Origin of the sequence: Melissospora conviva (assembly GCF_049523535.1) — a bacterium.
In the GTDB taxonomy this organism is placed as follows: domain Bacteria; phylum Actinomycetota; class Actinomycetes; order Mycobacteriales; family Micromonosporaceae; genus Melissospora; species Melissospora conviva.
This window is the reverse complement of sequence record NZ_JBLLDT010000002.1, coordinates 75,500-89,766: the sequence shown is the minus strand read 5'-3', so window position 1 is coordinate 89,766 and position 14,267 is coordinate 75,500. Positions and strand designations below refer to the sequence as shown.

The window sequence follows — 14,267 nt, the reverse complement described above, 5'->3', positions numbered from 1 at the left end:
GCGCGCCCTCCGGAGAACCCGACGTCGGCCCGCCGCCGCAAACCGATCGCCCGCGGCTGCGGGAGGAGATCACAATCGCGCCATGACCGTCTTCCTGGAAACCGAGCGGCTGGTGCTGCGTACGTTCGCCGGCGGCGACGCCGACGATCTGTACGCCCTGGACAGCGACCCGGCGGTCATGCGCTTCCTCACCGGCGGCGCGCCAACCACCCGCGAGGCGATCGTGTCGCAGACCCTGCCCCGGCTGCTCCGCGAGTACCCGTGGCGGGGTGAGCGCGGCTACTGGGCCGCCGAGGAGAAGTCCGGCGGAACCTTCCTGGGCTGGTTCGAACTGCGTCCCGTCGACCCCGGCAGCCCGGCCGTGGTGGAACTCGGCTACCGGCTGCGCCGCGCCGCCTGGGGCCGGGGATACGCCACCGAAGGCTGCCGTGCCCTCATCGACAAAGGCTTCACCGACCTCGGTGTCGAACGGGTGGTCGCCGAGACGATGGCGGTCAACACCGCATCCCGGCGGGTCATGGAGAAGGCCGGGCTGACGTTCGTACGCCGCTTCACCCTCGACTGGCCAGAGCCGATCGAGGGCAGCGAGCACGGCGAGGTCGCGTACGAGCTGACCCGCGCCGACTGGCAGCGGCAAAACGGGGTGCGCGGGCAGATGCGGGAAGGTTGAATGCCGGGATGACACACCGACTTCAGCAGCCCCGTAAGGCCCGCCCGGGGGACCGGATCGCCGTCCTGTCGCCCTCCTTCGCTGCGCCGGGTCCCTTCCCGGAGCTCCACGAGCAGGCCATGCGGCGCCTCGCCGAGGTCACCGGCCTCGTGCCGGTCGAGTACCCCACCACCCGCCAGGTCGGCGCCACGGCGCAGGCGCGCGCCGCCGACCTCAACGCCGCCTTCGCCGACCCGCAGATCCGGGCGATCCTCGCCACCATCGGCGGCGACGACCAGATCACCGTCATCCCGCACCTGGACGCCGACCTGGCCCGCGCCGACCCGAAACCGTTCCTCGGCACCAGCGACAACACCAATCTGCACCAGTGGCTCTGGGGACTGGGCATCGCCAGCTTCTACGGAGGCTCCTCCCAGGTGCACCTTGGCCCCGGTCCGGCCGTCGACGACATCCACGCCCGGTCGCTGCGGGCGGCGCTGCTCACCGGGGAGACCTTCGAGATCACCGACCCGGGCGAGTCCGAGGACAACGGCATCGAATGGACCGACCCGCGGGCGCTGACATCGTACGGGGACCGCGAACCGACCGAACCCTGGAGCTGGCACGGACCGGCCCGTGCGGTCACCGGCCCCACCTGGGGCGGCTGCCTCGAGGTCCTGGAGTGGATCCTGACCGCGGGGCGTTTCCCGTTCGACGCCGACGTCCTGACCGGCGGGGTGCTGATCATCGAGACCTCCGAGGAGCTGCTCCCGGCGCAGAACGTCGGCCGGATCGTGCGGTCGCTGGGGGAGCGGGGGCTGCTCGGCGCGGTCGACGCCGTGCTGCTCGCCCGTCCGCCGGTCTCGGACTTCACCCGCCGCCCCGACGCCGCGCAACGGGCACGGCTGCGCGCCGAACAGCGCGACGCGGTCGTCGCACAGGTGAACCGCTACAACCCGGAGGCGGTGGTCTGTGTCGGCGTCCCCTTCGGACACACCCGGCCGCAGTGGATCCTGCCGCACGGCGGCCCCGTCACCGTCGACGGCGCCCAGCGGCGGATCTTCGCCGACTACCGGTAGGGGTGACGGCGGCGGGCATCCGGCAGATCGGCGGGTCCGTCGCCCGCCGCCGTACCGGAGTCAGTCCCGGAATTCGCGCCACTGGTAGCGGAGGCCGGGTTCTCCGTCGAGGTCGGCCGGATCCGCCGGTCCGACCGGGACGAATCCGGCCTTGACCAGCACCCTGCGGGATGCGGCGTTGTCCTGGGTGACGGATGCGTTGATCGTGTGCAGCCCGTGGCGTGTGGTGGCCAGCCGGCACAACTGCTGGACCGTCGCCGTCGCCACACCCCGGCCCGCGACCTGCTGCGCCACCCGGTAACCGAGTGTGGCAACGCCTTCGTCCATGTCGACGAGGTTGAACCTACCCAGCACCGCACCGTCGTCGGCGACCAGGACGTGGAAGGCACACCGACCGCTCTCCTGCTCGGCCAGCAACGCGTGGTGCCGTTGTGCGAAGTGCTTGAAGTAGTCGTCACCGCGGTCGGGAACCGATGCGGCGAACCACGTACGGTTGGCCACCTCGAAGGCGAGCACCGCGGGGGCGTGACCGGCGCCAAGCAGTTGCAGCTCGGGTGATCCGGTGCCGGACATATGGCCTCCTACCAGGGGGTGTGCGGGGTGGCGGCCTCCAGGTCGGCGATGCTGCCCGACATGATGGTCCGTAGATGTCCGGTGATGTGCTCGGCCGGCCAGTCCCACCATGCCACCGCACGCAGTCGCGCGATGTCCTGGTCGCTGTAACGGGTGCGGATGAGACGGGCCGGGTTTCCGCCGACGATCCCGTAGTCGGGTACGTCCGCGGTGACCACCGATGCGGCGCCGACGATCGCGCCGTCTCCGATCCGTACGCCGGGGAGCACCGTCACGCCGTGACCGATCCAGACATCGTTGCCGACCACGGTGTCGCCTCGGTTGGGCAGGCCGGTGAGCAGGTCGAAGTGCGCCGACCACGAACCGCCCAGGATGGGGAAGGGAAAGGTCGAGGGGCCGTCCATGCGGTGGTTGGCGCCGTTCATGATGAACCGTACGCCCGTGCCGACAGCGCAGAACTTGCCGATGATCAGTTTCTCCGGCCCGTAGTGGTAGAGCACGTTGCGTCTCTCGAACGCTGTCGGCTCATCCGGGTCGTCGTAGTAGGAGTACTCCCCGACCTCGATGAGCGGTGAGGTGACCAGCGGCTTGAGCAGCACCACCCTCGGCTGATCGGGCATCGGGCGGAGGATCGTCGGGTCGGGCGGCACCGGCATGGAAAGTCACTCCTCATCGGCTGGAACATCTCCGGTCCATAATCGCGGCAACTGGCCGTCCACGGACCCCGGTGCCGGGTTCTGCCGGCTCCGGGTTGTGCCGTGCGGGGCCGTTCAGCGCAACGCTCCCGGCGCTAGCCTGGCGATCATGGCGGACTGGGAACTCCGGCAGGCTTCAATGGCGGACGTCGAGGTGGTGGCCGAGTTGCACTCCGTCGTGCTGCGGGCGGATCTGGAACGGCTCGGGCGGTACGACGCGCACCGGGTACGGCAGCGACTGCGGGACGGGTTCGCACCGGCGCACACCTGGATGATCGAGGTGGGTGGAGCGTTCGCCGGTTGCGTGTCGCTGCGGCCGGCCACCGGCGCCCACTGGCTGGAGCATTTCTATCTGGCCCCGCACCTGCAGGGCAGGGGCATCGGCGCCGCCGTGCTGGCTGGGCTGCTGGAGCAGTGCGACCGCGATGGCACCCTGGTTCGGCTGAACGTGCTCCAAGGCAGTCCGGCCAGACGGCTTTACCAACGGCACGGATTCAGACTCGAAACCGAGGACCCGGTGGACGTGTACATGGTGCGTGCGCCGGCCGGATGCCTGATCCACACCGCCCGTGAGCAGTGAATACGTCCTGAGCGGCGCTGAGCCCGGCCGGTTGCTGCGGGCAGGCTCGCCCCACCAGGAACCGGATTTCGTGGCGCTGGCTGGCGCTCGCGGCGTAATGCCTGCTCAGGGGCGGTAGGGAAGGGCTGGTTGTCAGAACGGCTGCTACACGATCCCTGTCACGAGCGAGCGCAGGCTCGTCCAGACCGAACCGACGACTTCAACGAGACGGAGCGCGTGTATCTCGAGGTCGCGGTGCCGTAGCGGCCGTAAACTCTCCGGTCATGGGACTGGTCACCTTCAGCGTCAACGTCACCCTGGACGGTTGCGTCGACCACCAGGAGGGGGTCGCCGACGACGAGACGCACGCCTTCTTCACCCGTCTCATGGACGAGGGCGGCGCAATGCTGTGGGGTCGCGTCACCTACGAGATGATGGAGAGTTACTGGCCGGCCGTCGCCCGCGGTGACGTGGAGGCGCCGCCGGTCATCCATGAGTGGGCGGTCAAGCTGGATGCCAAGCCCAAGTACGTGGTGTCGTCGACGCGCACGGACTTCCCGTGGAACAACAGCCACCACATTGCCGGCGATCTGCGCGAGGGCGTACAGAAGCTCAAGGACGCCACCCCGGCCGGGGTTCTCCTCGGAAGCGGCAAGCTCGCGACCGAACTCGACCGGCTGGACCTGATCGACGAGTACAAGTTGCTTGTTCATCCAAGGATCGCCGGCCACGGCCCGACGCTGTACCAGGGTGGGCTGCCCGCCACTCGCCGGCTCGAGCTGCTCTCGGCCGAGCCGCTGAGCAACGGCGTGATGTCCCTGCACTACCGCCGCGCCCGCTGAATCACAGGAGTCCATCGCCGGCAGCTCACTGGCTGCGCGGTGTCCTGCTCGCGTTCACCGCAGGCCATCGGCCGCATGCGCTGAGCAGAGGCCAGCCGCGTGAGACCCAGGCCATCCAGTCTCCCGAACGAGGCGACCACGTCACGGCAGGGGACTCTATGGATTATCGAATTATCGTTAATAACAATTCAGTAATTAGCCCGGGCAAACACTACCATATCGGACGCACACCATAATGACAGTTATGGTGTGCTCGGCTCCCGCGGGAATCCCGGCAGCATCTGGGTAGAACGCCCGCCACGGCGAGGCCGGAGCGAGGGGCCGCACCCGGTGCCCTCGATGACGGGAACTGACTGACGCCCTACGGCGGTGGCCGTCGCGAATCGGACGGCCACCGCCGCGGGCCGGGGGCGCACTTCATGCCGCCGGTTACTGCTGGCGCTCCCGGAACTGGTAGGTGGCCCGCTGGTGCCGGGTGATGCCCTTGCGGACCGCCTTCTGCTCGGCCCGCAAGCGGCCCTCGGCGCGCGCGGCGGCGTACGCGTTCTCCCGCAACAACCGCTTGTAGCTGTCCAGTCGGCGCTGGGTGATCTCACCTGACTCGATGGCCGCCACGACCGCGCACCCTGGTTCGGTGGCGTGGGCGCAGTCGCCGAACCGGCAGTTCCCGGCCAGCTGCTCGATTTCGGCGAAGGTCTGCTCCAGCCCGTCCTGGGCATCCTGCAGGCCCACCGCACGCAGACCCGGGGTGTCCAGCAGCACCCCGCCGCCGGGCAACGGAAGCAGCTCCCGCCAGGCGGTGGTGTGCCGGCCCTTGCCGTCCTGCTCGCGCACCGATCCGGTGGCGAGCCGCTCCTCGCCGAGCAGGTGGTTGCCGAGGCTGGACTTGCCGGCTCCGGAGGGTCCAAGCAGGACGATTGTGCCGTCCAGGACTGCGGCCAGGGCATCCAGCCCTTCTCCGGTCACGACACTGGTGACCAGGACTTTCACGCCGGGGGCCGTCTCGGCGACCTCGGCTGCGGCCTGCGGTGCGTCGGCGCAGGCGTCTGCCTTGGTCAGGACCACGACCGGCCGGGCGCCGCTCTCCCAGGCGAGGGCGAGCATGCGCTCGACCCGGGCGTGCTTGAGCGGGGCGGCCAGCGACACCGTCACCACTACGGTGTCGACGTTGGCGGCCAGGATCTGACCGTGGGACGTACGCGAGGCACTGGAGCGGACCAGGGCGGTACGGCGCTCCAGCACCGCGTGCAGCAGCGGCGGGTGTCCGTCGGCGGCAGGGCGAACCGCCAGCCAGTCGCCGGTACACGGTTCATTGTTGGCGGTGGCGCCCGCTGTCTCCACGCGGATGATGCCGGAGTCGGTGGCGGCCTCGCAGGAGCCGCGTTCGGCGCGTACGAGGCGGGCCGGAATCAACCCGGCAGCGGCATGAGGCGTGAAGGCGTGCTGCCACGCCTCGTCCCAGCCGTAGTCCGCCAGGGAGTACGGCCGAGCCTGATGGAACGAAGATTCGGACAATGTGGAAACCCTTGAACAGGGACCCCGAGCAGGTACGTCTCCGAGCGAGCCGCCAAGGCTCGAAACGGGTGGGACGTCAGGTCAGAGCGGGGTCCGGGATGGTGAGGACGATCCGGCGGGCACTGCGCACGGCAGTGGCATCAACAACGGCCATCACACTCACCTCCCATTTCTGTTCCGGCAGTCGACACGAGCGTCTCTGCGGCGGTCACGCTAACACGCCGACCGTGTGACGTCGCCGCTTTTTCCTGGCCAGGAACCGGGGCAGGCACCGAGGTTCACGGCGGGCGGGACCGGCGGTCAGCAGCCAGAGGCTCGTTCGTCAAACGGATCGATTCGGGTCGCTGGAGCTGGTACCGTCACCGCTGCCGTACGTGGTCACTGATGAAGGAGGTGAGTCCGATCAACGCTGTGACAGGTCGGGCCTCCCTCGTTGACGTGACCCGGGGAGTGCCCGCAGGACGCACTCCGAAAGGCATCTGTTTCTCATGCGCGAAGAACTCTTCACCGTCGACGGCGTACCCGTCGTTTGCTGGATTCCGGACGACGAGGCCGACGGTCCCCGTCCGCTGATCTTCATCGGTCACGGTGGTGGTCAGCACAAGACCGCCCCGGCCGTTCTGCACCGCGCTCACCGTTTTGTCGCCTGCGGCTTCGCCGTCGTCGCGGCGGATGTTCCCAACCACGGTGAACGCCCGACCGACGAGCGCTACCAGCGACTCGCCACCGAGATCGGTCTCCGCGCCGACCGCGGGGAGGAGCTGGCGCCGCTGCTCGCCGGCTTTCAGGCCCTGGTCGCCGAGCAGACGGTGCCGGAATGGCAGGCCATCCTCGACCACCTCGATCCCGGGCCGGTCGGGTACTGGGGGGTGTCACTGGGCTGCGGGCTCGGCGTGCCGTTCGTGGCAGCCGAGCCCCGGGTACGGGCGGCCGTGCTGGGCCTGGGCGGCGCGACCGACCCGGGCTGCGCGCAGGCCGCCGCGCGGATCACGGTGCCGGTGGAGTTCCTGGTGCAGTGGCACGACGAGCGGGTGCCGCGCGAGCAGAGCCTGGCACTCTTCGACGCGTTCGGCTCGGCCGAGAAGTCTCTGCACGCCAACCCTGGACGGCACAGCGACCGGCTGCCGGAACATGAGCTCGACAGCGCGGTCCATTTCTTCACGCGTCACCTGCTCCTGCGGTAGTCGTCGGAGCCGGCCGCACCAGCGGAGAGCTCCCGAGTGACCGGCGTTCGGCGGGCTGCGTGAGGCAGCCCGCCGAACACTGCAGGCCGGGGCGGATCAGCCGACGGGAGCGCCGAACCAGACAGGCAGCCGGTCGAGGAGTTCCTGCTGGTCGTCGCCGACCCAGGCCACGTGCCCGTCGGGACGCAGCAGCGCCGCGGGCACGTCCAGCTCGGCGCCGGCGTCGACGACGTGGTCGACCCGGTCGGCCCAGCCGGTGGCCGAGAGCTCTCCGGTGCGGTCGAGAAGCACACCACGGCCGGTGTGCATCAGCTCGTAGAGGCGGCGGCCATCGGCGAGGCGTACGTCGCGCATCCGGCGGCCGAGCAGGTCGGGGCCGGGGCCGAAGTCGTAGCGGATGCCGATGGCGGTGGTCTTCTCGACGAGGTGGCGGTTGACGACGTCGAAGTCCATCAGCTCCGCCAGCAGCCGGCGGACCGCCTGCGGGCCGGGTTCGGTGGAGAGCAGTTCCATCTGCGCCAGGGCGTTGTTGCAGACGTCGTCGGCGACCGGGCGGCGCTCGGCTTCGTAGGAGTCGAGCAGCCCTGCCGGGGCCCAGCCGGCGACGGCGGCGGCGAGCTTCCAGCCGAGGTTGACCGCGTCCTGCAGGCCGAGGTTGAGGCCCTGGCCGCCGGTCGGCGGGTGGATGTGGGCGGCGTCGCCGGCGAGCAGCACCCGGCCGGCCCGGTAGTGCTCGGCGAGCCGGGTGGCATCACCGAAGCGGGAGAGCCAGCGGGGCGAGTGCACGCCGAAGTCGGTGCCGGCAACGGCCTTGAGCTGCCGTTGGAACTCTTCCAGGGCCGGTGGGGCCAACCGGTCCTCGGCCACCCCTTCGGCGGGTACGACCACCTTGTACACCCCGTCGCCGACCGGTCCGACGCCGAAGCGCTTCTCGGTCTGGCGGACCTCGGTGACGATCTGCGCCACCGTCTCCGGGGGCACACCGATCTCCATCTCGCCGAGCAGGATCTCCACGCGGCTGGGTTCGCCGGGGAAACCGATGCCGACGAGCTTGCGTACGGTGCTGCGGCCGCCGTCGCAGCCGACGAGGTAGCGGGCCCGCAGCCGGGTGCCGTCGGCCAGCTCGGCGGTTACCCCTTCGTCATCGCAGCTCAGGCCGGTGAGCTCGCAGCCGCGGCGCAGCTCGGCGCCGAGCTCGACGGCCCGCTCGGCCAGCAGCCGGTCGGTGACGGGCTGCGGGATCCCGAGGATGTAGGGGTGAGAGCTGTCCAGGTCGGGCGGCGCGGGCCGGTCCATGGCGGCGAAGCCACTGATGGGGTACCGGGTGCCCAGGGCCAGGAAGCGGTCCAGCACGCCGCGCTGGTCCAGGATCTCGATGCTGCGTACGTGCAGGCCGAGCGCGCGGACGACCTTCGTCGGTTCCGGGTCCTTGTCCAGCACGAGCGTGCGTACGCCGTGCAGCCGCAGCTCGGCGGCGAGCATCAGGCCCGTCGGTCCGGCTCCGACAACGATCACGTCGATCATCAATGCCCCCTGTCTCGCGCCGGCGCCGCGGATGCGACCCCTGCTTATGCCGCCAAAGGGTGGCTACACCGCGAATCGGTGGTTTCAGCATGGGTCCGGCTTCGGGGGAGATTCTGCGACAGGACCAGGGTCTTGCGGCAAGACCCGGGGTGCGATATACGTTGATAGTGGCAGGGAGAGCGTTCTCCCTGCCTTTCTTCTGCCTGCCCTGCCTTTCTTTCTGCCGGGTGTTCCTGTCGCACCGCCCGCCTACGATGCGGGCCGTGAGCATCAACGGGAACTGGGCGCGGATTCCGGGCGCGGATCTGGCGCGGGCACAGAACGACCTCGACTGGGCGTACGAGCAGGCGCAGGCCGCGGTGCAGAACGAGGACGGTCGCTGGTTCAGCACCGACAAGACCTGGCACGCCCTCGATTTCCTCCTCAACCGGCACGGCCTCGACGTGCCGATCGCCTTCGGTGAAGGCCTGCTGGTCGACGCCGTGAATGACGGTTCCAGGTCCCTGGAGGACGCCGACTGGGGTGCCGGCCCGGCCGGTTACCTCGTGCCGGAGAACGTCGCCAAAGTCGCCGCCGCGCTTGCGGATGTCACCGAGGCCGACCTGATCCGGGATGTCGATCCGGCCGAGATGGATGAGATCTACCCTTCGGTCTGGGACGACGACCCCGGTGAGCTCGAGTGGGCGGTTCACCTTCTGCCCGGCGTGAAGCAGTTCTTCGCCGACGCCGCCCGCGCGGGGGACGCGGTCATCTGCTGGCTCGACTGATGTGCGGCGGGTCCTTTCGCAGCGGTGAGCTGCGGCTGAGGTACGCGAAAGGCGGCCCGGCCTTCGCGCGGTGGACGCAGGGGCATGCCTCGCTGTTCGGGACAGGACGTAGCCGCAACGACGAAGTGAGTGTCGGAGGGCAGGGCTAGCGTCGGCGGCGGTGGATGAATCTATGGGAGGTGCTGCCGTGACCGAGACCAAAGCCGGTCTTGACGCCGAGCGTGCGACGCTGCTGGAGACGCTGGCCCTGCACCGGGGTTTTCTGCGCCAGACCGCGCAGGGACTCACCGACGAGCAGGGGCTGCAGCGCAGCACCGTCAGCGTGCTCTGCATCAGCGGTCTGATCAAGCATGTCAGTGAAACCGAACGCCGCTGGGTGAACTTCCTCGTGGAGGGGCCGTCTGCGTTGCCGAGCTGGACCGATCCGGCCCAGGCCGACGAGCACGCCGCCGAGTTCGTGCCGGCCGATGGCGAAGGGCTGGCCGCGTTGCTCGTGAAGTACGAGCAGGTGGCTCACCGCACGGAGGAGGTGGTGCGGTCGCTGGCCGACCTCGACACGGCGCAGCAGTTGCCGGAGGCGCCCTGGTGGCCGGAGCCGATCAGCTGGTCGGGGCGGCGGGTGCTGCTGCACATCCTCGCCGAGACGGCCCAGCACGCCGGGCACGCCGACATCATCCGGGAGTCGATCGACGGCGCGAAGACGATGGGCTGACCTGCGGCCCGTCGCGACGCGGTGTGTCGCCGGCGGCCCCGGCACGGGGGCAGGGCCACCGGCGACACACCTGTCGTCCAGCTCGGCGACTTGGACGACGACGCCTCAGTCCAGCGCGGCGACCTGGACGACGACCTTGCCGTGGTTGCGGCCGCTCATCAGCCGGGCGAACGCCTCGGGGGCGCTCGCCAGCCCCTGGTAGCGGTCCTCGTGCAGGTGCAGCCGCCCTTCGCGCAGCAGGTCCGCGACCCGCTCCACCTGCTCGGCGGCGAGGTCGAAGTGGTCGTAGACGACCATGCCGTGCACGACGGCGCGGGCGGCCATCACCGCGCCGGCACGCAGCATGGTGCGGGGGCCGCCGTTGGTCTGATCCATCAGGCCGCAGAGCGACACCCGGGCGCCGACGGCAAGGGACTCCATCACCACCTCGAGGGTCTGCGCGTCGCCCATGTGCAGGTAGCCGTTGATCCGGTCCGGGCAGGCGGCGGCGAGCTGCTCGATCCAGTCCGGGGCGGTGCGCACCACGGCGGCGTCGTAGCCGAGGGTCTGCACGGCGGTCTTGGCCTTCGCGTCGTCACCGACGAGCGCGACGGTGCGGGCACCGGCCAGCTTCGCCAGCGGGCCGGCGACCGAGCCGACGCCGCCGGTGGCCGACCCGATCACGACGGTGTCACCGGCGACCGGGCGCAGGTGACGCTGCACGGCGGCGTACGCGGTCAGACCGGGCATGCCGAGCGCGCCGAGCGCCGCCGAGCGGGGCACCCCGTCGGGGACGGCGATCGGTCGCAGTTGCGTGGTGGGCAGCAGGGCGTACTCGCGCCAGCCGGTCTCGCCGAGCACCCACGAGCCGGCCGGCAGCGACGGGTCGGCGGAGGCGACGACCCGGCCGACCGCGCGGCCGGGGATCACACCGCCGATCGGCACCACCGGATCGTCGAGGTGGCGCCCCACCAGGGTGGTACGCAGGTACGGGTCCAGCGACAGATCGCTGACCTGGACCAGTGCCTCGCCAGGACCCGGGTCGCCGACCTCCTCGGTGGCGACGGTGAAGATCTCGGGACCGGGCACGCCCTGCGGAACGGCCGCGAGGACCACGCAGGTGGATTTCCGAACACTCATGCCCTCAACCTAGATAAGGAAACGCGATTACACTAGACGGAACAGCGCCGTGACCTGTGGAGAGGGCGACCGTGACGACCACCCCGATTGACCTGCGCGCCGAAGACCAGGGCCAGTGGCTGGACCTGACCCTGCCCGGCTCGGAGCCCCCGGTGCGGATGCGCCGGCTGCACGCCGACCCCGAGACCAAGGCCAGCGTCTCGCTGGTGCGCTTCCCCGCCGGCTGGCGCCGGCCCGGCACCGGCTGGTATCCGGTGGCCGAGGAGTTCGTGGTGCTCGACGGCGGCATGGAGGTCGTTGGCACGCACGGCGCCGGCGACTACGTGTACCTGCCGCCGCGGGCGATCCGTGCCGGCACCGCCAGCCCGCAGGGGGCGCTCGTGCTGGCGTACTTCGCCGGGGCGCCGAAGTGGACCGAGGGCGAGCCCGACGAGGCCGCGCCGCAGGAGCCGGTGCACGGCGTCCCGGCCGGGGTGATGCGCAAGGACGCGCCGGAGGTGGCGGGCAGCTTCCAGGCGCTCGACACTGTCCCCGCCGAACCCGTGGCCGTCGACACCGACATTCTCTGGCTGGAGAGCCTGACCTGGGAGTTGCTCCCGGCGGGTGCGACCCCGACCGGTTCGGGACGTGCGCTGGTGCGTACCTGGGCCTGAGAGCGGCCCCGATCCGACAACACCGAGCGCCTCCCACCGACTGCTGGTGGGAGGCGCTCGGTGTCTGCTGTCAGATCACGGTGTCGTCAGGCCATGGTGCCGGGCTTGACCACACCGAGGAAGGTGGCGACCAGGACCATCGCCCAGATCAGGAAGACGTACGGCACGGCGCGGCTCATCGCGCCGCCGATGCCCTTCTCCACCTCGGGGGAGGAGCCCTCGGACATCAGCTTGCCGAAGGCCGGGCCGAACGGCCGCAGCGACACCCGGATCATGATGCCGCCGAAGATGCAGATCGCGTAGGCGGCGACCTTGCCGGCCAGCCACTTCGGGTTGGTGGTGACACCGAACGGCTCGTCGACGATCAGGGTGTAGACCGAGGCGCCGAGCAGGCCGACGACCAGGCCGATGCGGACGATCCAGTCGGCCTTGTGGACCAGGTCGGCGTAGCGGTCGGCGCGCTTGAAGAAGTCGACCAGCATGATCGCCAGCCAGATCAGGGCCGCCACCCAGACCAGCGCCAGCGGCCAGCCGTAGAAGATGTCGCGGCCCAGGTCGGTGGCGGCCATCAGGGTCACGCCGGAGGGGAGCATGAGGATCAGGCAGACCCGCGGCGCCAGGTCGACCATGTGCATGATCTTCATGGCGATGGCCCGGCCGGTCGGGGAGACCTCCGGGTTGGTGACGTAGCGGCTGGCGTAGAAGACCCCGAGGTCCCCGCCGAGCCAGTAGGTCAGCAGCAGAATGTGCAGCAGGATCGCGAAGCTGTGCAGATCGAAGCCGTAGACCGGCTCGATGGTGGTTGCCAACGGCATTGTTCTCCGATCGGGGTGGTTCGCGGGGGCTGCTCAGGCCCGGATGTCGCGCTTGACGACCTTTCCTGCCGCGTTGCGCGGAAGCTCGGCGATGGGGTGCCACTGCCGGGGGATCTTGTAGCCTGCCAGAGATTGGCGGCAGTGCGCCTCGAGCGCCTCGACGTCGAGGTCGGCGTCGCCGGCCGGGACGACGTACGCGGTCACTTCTTCGCCCCACTGGGCGGAGGGAAGGCCGACCACGGCGGCCTCGGCGACGCTGGGGTGCGTGGCGAGCACGTCCTCGATCTCGCGCGGGTAGACGTTGATGCCCCCGGAGACGATCATGTCGCTCTTGCGGCCGACGATGTAGAAGTAGCCTTCGTCGTCGATGTGGACCATGTCGCCGCAGCTGAGGAAGCCGTCGTCGGTGGTGCAGGCCGCGGTCGCCTCGGGGTTCTTCAGGTAGCCGCGCATCAGGTACGGCGAGCGGCTGAACAGCTCACCGGTGCCGCCGGGGCCCACGGGGTTGCCGTCGGCGTCGACGACGCGTACCTCGGTCATGAACCAGGGCTGGCCGACGGAGCCGGGCTTGCGGGCCATGTCCGCCGGGCGCAGGTTGGTGATGATCCCGCTCTCGGTGGAGCCGTAGAGCTCGTGCACGCCGACGGCGGGGAAGGCCGCCATCACCCACTGCTTGAGTTCCCACGGCAGGGCAGCGGCGTTGAAGTAGAGAGTGTCCAGGGTGGACAGGTCACGGGCGGCGATGGCGTCGGCGCCGAGGCCGCGCAGCATCTGCGCGTGGGTGGGGACCAGGAAGACCGACTGGGCGCGCTCGCGCTCGATAAGTTCGAGCAGCGCCTGCGGGTTCCACTTGGGCAGCATCACCACGGTGCCGCCGGTGAAGACCGGCGCGTAGCCGAAGGCGAAACCGGCGCCGTGGTACATCGGCGCCACGGCGATCGAGGTCCGGCCGATGCCCAGGCCCCACTCCATCGCCGCCATGTAGAAGGTCAGCACCCGGGACCGGTGGCTGATCATGACGCCCTTCGGTGCGCCGGTGGTGCCCGAGGTGTAGGCGATACAGAAGGGCGCCTCTTCGTCGACGGGTACCTGCGGGTCCACGGGGGTCGCGGCGGCGAGCGCCTCGTCGTAGGACTCGAAGCCATCGGCGTCGCCGACGGCGAGGGCGATCAGGGCGCCGGCGGCGACGGCGGGAGCCACCACGGCCGCGAGCGCGGCGTCGGCGATCACCGCGGCGGATTCGGAGTGTTCGAGGATGAACGTGGCCTCGGCCGCGGTGTAGCGCGGGTTCAGCGGCACCATCGTCATCCCGGCCATCGCGATACCGCAGGCGATTTCGGGGTGTTCGAGCCGGTTGCCGAGGCAGACCGCGACCCGTGAGCCGGCGGTCAGGCCGCGGCCGGTGAGGCTCTGCGCCAGCCGGGCGGCCCGCTCGTGCAGCTGCCGGTAGGTGAGCCGCCGGTCGCCGTCGATCACGGCTACGGCGTCGGGTGTCGCACGGGCGAACTCGCGGACACCGTTGGCGATGTTGAGCGGAGCGCCGCTCGGTGCGGTCGTCACAGAGGATCACCCTCAGCACTG

General features: G+C 70.2%; 15 protein-coding genes. 8 read left to right on the top strand and 7 right to left on the bottom strand.

Annotated features, from left to right (window positions below; translation table 11 throughout):
* The first annotated feature begins 82 nt into the window (after window positions 1–82).
* Both ACK8GG_RS05565 and ACK8GG_RS05560 read left to right on the top strand, forming a co-directional pair.
* The gene (locus tag ACK8GG_RS05565; RefSeq protein WP_440355737.1) at window positions 83–670 is read left to right on the top strand and encodes a GNAT family N-acetyltransferase; all 588 of its coding nucleotides are present in this window, start codon (window positions 83–85) and stop codon (window positions 668–670) included.
* A gap of 8 nt (window positions 671–678) precedes the next feature.
* Window positions 679–1,728, top strand: a complete 1,050-nt coding sequence (locus ACK8GG_RS05560) for a S66 family peptidase (RefSeq protein ID WP_440350999.1) — start codon at window positions 679–681, stop codon at window positions 1,726–1,728.
* 60 nt (window positions 1,729–1,788) lie between these two features.
* Here ACK8GG_RS05560 and ACK8GG_RS05555 read toward each other — a convergent pair whose 3' ends face one another.
* Together ACK8GG_RS05555 and ACK8GG_RS05550 are read right to left on the bottom strand one after the other, a co-directional pair.
* Complete coding sequence (locus tag ACK8GG_RS05555; RefSeq protein WP_440353069.1) at window positions 1,789–2,301, bottom strand: GNAT family N-acetyltransferase; 513 nt, start codon at window positions 2,299–2,301, stop codon at window positions 1,789–1,791.
* 8 nt (window positions 2,302–2,309) lie between these two features.
* Window positions 2,310–2,957, bottom strand: coding sequence for a CatB-related O-acetyltransferase (locus tag ACK8GG_RS05550; RefSeq protein WP_440353070.1), 648 nt, complete (start codon window positions 2,955–2,957; stop codon window positions 2,310–2,312).
* 148 nt (window positions 2,958–3,105) lie between these two features.
* Between ACK8GG_RS05550 and ACK8GG_RS05545 the strand changes: the two genes are divergently transcribed.
* Window positions 3,106–3,576: a GNAT family N-acetyltransferase gene (locus ACK8GG_RS05545; RefSeq protein ID WP_440353071.1), complete on the top strand. Its 471-nt coding sequence runs from the start codon at window positions 3,106–3,108 to the stop codon at window positions 3,574–3,576.
* 263 nt (window positions 3,577–3,839) lie between these two features.
* The gene (locus ACK8GG_RS05540) at window positions 3,840–4,397 is read left to right on the top strand and encodes a dihydrofolate reductase family protein (protein WP_440353072.1); all 558 of its coding nucleotides are present in this window, start codon (window positions 3,840–3,842) and stop codon (window positions 4,395–4,397) included.
* 429 nt (window positions 4,398–4,826) lie between these two features.
* Here ACK8GG_RS05540 and rsgA read toward each other — a convergent pair whose 3' ends face one another.
* On the bottom strand, window positions 4,827–5,912 hold the full coding sequence (gene rsgA / locus ACK8GG_RS05535) for a ribosome small subunit-dependent GTPase A (protein ID WP_440355736.1): 1,086 nt from the start codon (window positions 5,910–5,912) through the stop codon (window positions 4,827–4,829).
* 488 nt (window positions 5,913–6,400) lie between these two features.
* Here rsgA and ACK8GG_RS05530 point away from each other — a divergent pair, with 488 nt between their 5' ends.
* Window positions 6,401–7,096: a dienelactone hydrolase family protein gene (locus ACK8GG_RS05530; protein WP_440355735.1), complete on the top strand. Its 696-nt coding sequence runs from the start codon at window positions 6,401–6,403 to the stop codon at window positions 7,094–7,096.
* Window positions 7,097–7,192: 96 nt separating this feature from the next.
* On the opposite strand, the gene rox is transcribed toward ACK8GG_RS05530, so the two are convergent.
* A complete protein-coding gene (gene rox, locus ACK8GG_RS05525; protein ID WP_440355734.1) occupies window positions 7,193–8,620 on the bottom strand; it encodes a rifampin monooxygenase in 1,428 nt (475 codons plus the stop codon).
* Window positions 8,621–8,883: 263 nt separating this feature from the next.
* Between rox and ACK8GG_RS05520 the strand changes: the two genes are divergently transcribed.
* Together ACK8GG_RS05520 and ACK8GG_RS05515 are read left to right on the top strand one after the other, a co-directional pair.
* Window positions 8,884–9,387, top strand: coding sequence for a YfbM family protein (locus tag ACK8GG_RS05520; protein WP_440355733.1), 504 nt, complete (start codon window positions 8,884–8,886; stop codon window positions 9,385–9,387).
* Between the two features lie 187 nt (window positions 9,388–9,574).
* A complete protein-coding gene (locus ACK8GG_RS05515; protein WP_440353077.1) occupies window positions 9,575–10,099 on the top strand; it encodes a DinB family protein in 525 nt (174 codons plus the stop codon).
* Between the two features lie 105 nt (window positions 10,100–10,204).
* On the opposite strand, the gene ACK8GG_RS05510 is transcribed toward ACK8GG_RS05515, so the two are convergent.
* Window positions 10,205–11,218, bottom strand: coding sequence for an MDR family NADP-dependent oxidoreductase (locus ACK8GG_RS05510; protein ID WP_440355732.1), 1,014 nt, complete (start codon window positions 11,216–11,218; stop codon window positions 10,205–10,207).
* A 71-nt stretch (window positions 11,219–11,289) separates the two neighbouring features.
* On the opposite strand from ACK8GG_RS05510, the gene ACK8GG_RS05505 reads away from it, so the two are divergent.
* Window positions 11,290–11,871 carry a cupin domain-containing protein gene (locus tag ACK8GG_RS05505; protein WP_440355731.1) on the top strand — a complete coding sequence of 194 codons (582 nt, stop codon included), beginning with the start codon at window positions 11,290–11,292 and terminating at the stop codon, window positions 11,869–11,871.
* An 86-nt stretch (window positions 11,872–11,957) separates the two neighbouring features.
* Here the strand turns inward: ACK8GG_RS05505 and ACK8GG_RS05500 are convergent, their stop codons facing one another.
* Together ACK8GG_RS05500 and ACK8GG_RS05495 are read right to left on the bottom strand one after the other, a co-directional pair.
* Window positions 11,958–12,686, bottom strand: coding sequence for a hypothetical protein (locus tag ACK8GG_RS05500; RefSeq protein ID WP_440350983.1), 729 nt, complete (start codon window positions 12,684–12,686; stop codon window positions 11,958–11,960).
* A gap of 33 nt (window positions 12,687–12,719) precedes the next feature.
* On the bottom strand, window positions 12,720–14,246 hold the full coding sequence (locus ACK8GG_RS05495) for a class I adenylate-forming enzyme family protein (RefSeq protein WP_440355730.1): 1,527 nt from the start codon (window positions 14,244–14,246) through the stop codon (window positions 12,720–12,722).
* Between the last annotated feature and the right edge of the window lie 21 nt (window positions 14,247–14,267).

Bases quoted from the DNA above. Each gene is read 5' to 3' on its own strand.
- ACK8GG_RS05545 (WP_440353071.1), top strand. From the start codon at position 3,106: ATGGCGGACTGGGAACTCCGGCAGGCTTCAATGGCGGACGTCGAGGTG.
- rox (WP_440355734.1), bottom strand. From the start codon at position 8,620: ATGATCGACGTGATCGTTGTCGGAGCCGGACCGACGGGCCTGATGCTC.
- ACK8GG_RS05560 (WP_440350999.1), top strand. From the start codon at position 679: ATGACACACCGACTTCAGCAGCCCCGTAAGGCCCGCCCGGGGGACCGG.
- ACK8GG_RS05550 (WP_440353070.1), bottom strand. From the start codon at position 2,957: ATGCCGGTGCCGCCCGACCCGACGATCCTCCGCCCGATGCCCGATCAG.
- ACK8GG_RS05565 (WP_440355737.1), top strand. From the start codon at position 83: ATGACCGTCTTCCTGGAAACCGAGCGGCTGGTGCTGCGTACGTTCGCC.
- ACK8GG_RS05500 (WP_440350983.1), bottom strand. From the start codon at position 12,686: ATGCCGTTGGCAACCACCATCGAGCCGGTCTACGGCTTCGATCTGCAC.
- ACK8GG_RS05540 (WP_440353072.1), top strand. From the start codon at position 3,840: ATGGGACTGGTCACCTTCAGCGTCAACGTCACCCTGGACGGTTGCGTC.
- ACK8GG_RS05555 (WP_440353069.1), bottom strand. From the start codon at position 2,301: ATGTCCGGCACCGGATCACCCGAGCTGCAACTGCTTGGCGCCGGTCAC.
- ACK8GG_RS05510 (WP_440355732.1), bottom strand. From the start codon at position 11,218: ATGAGTGTTCGGAAATCCACCTGCGTGGTCCTCGCGGCCGTTCCGCAG.
- ACK8GG_RS05530 (WP_440355735.1), top strand. From the start codon at position 6,401: ATGCGCGAAGAACTCTTCACCGTCGACGGCGTACCCGTCGTTTGCTGG.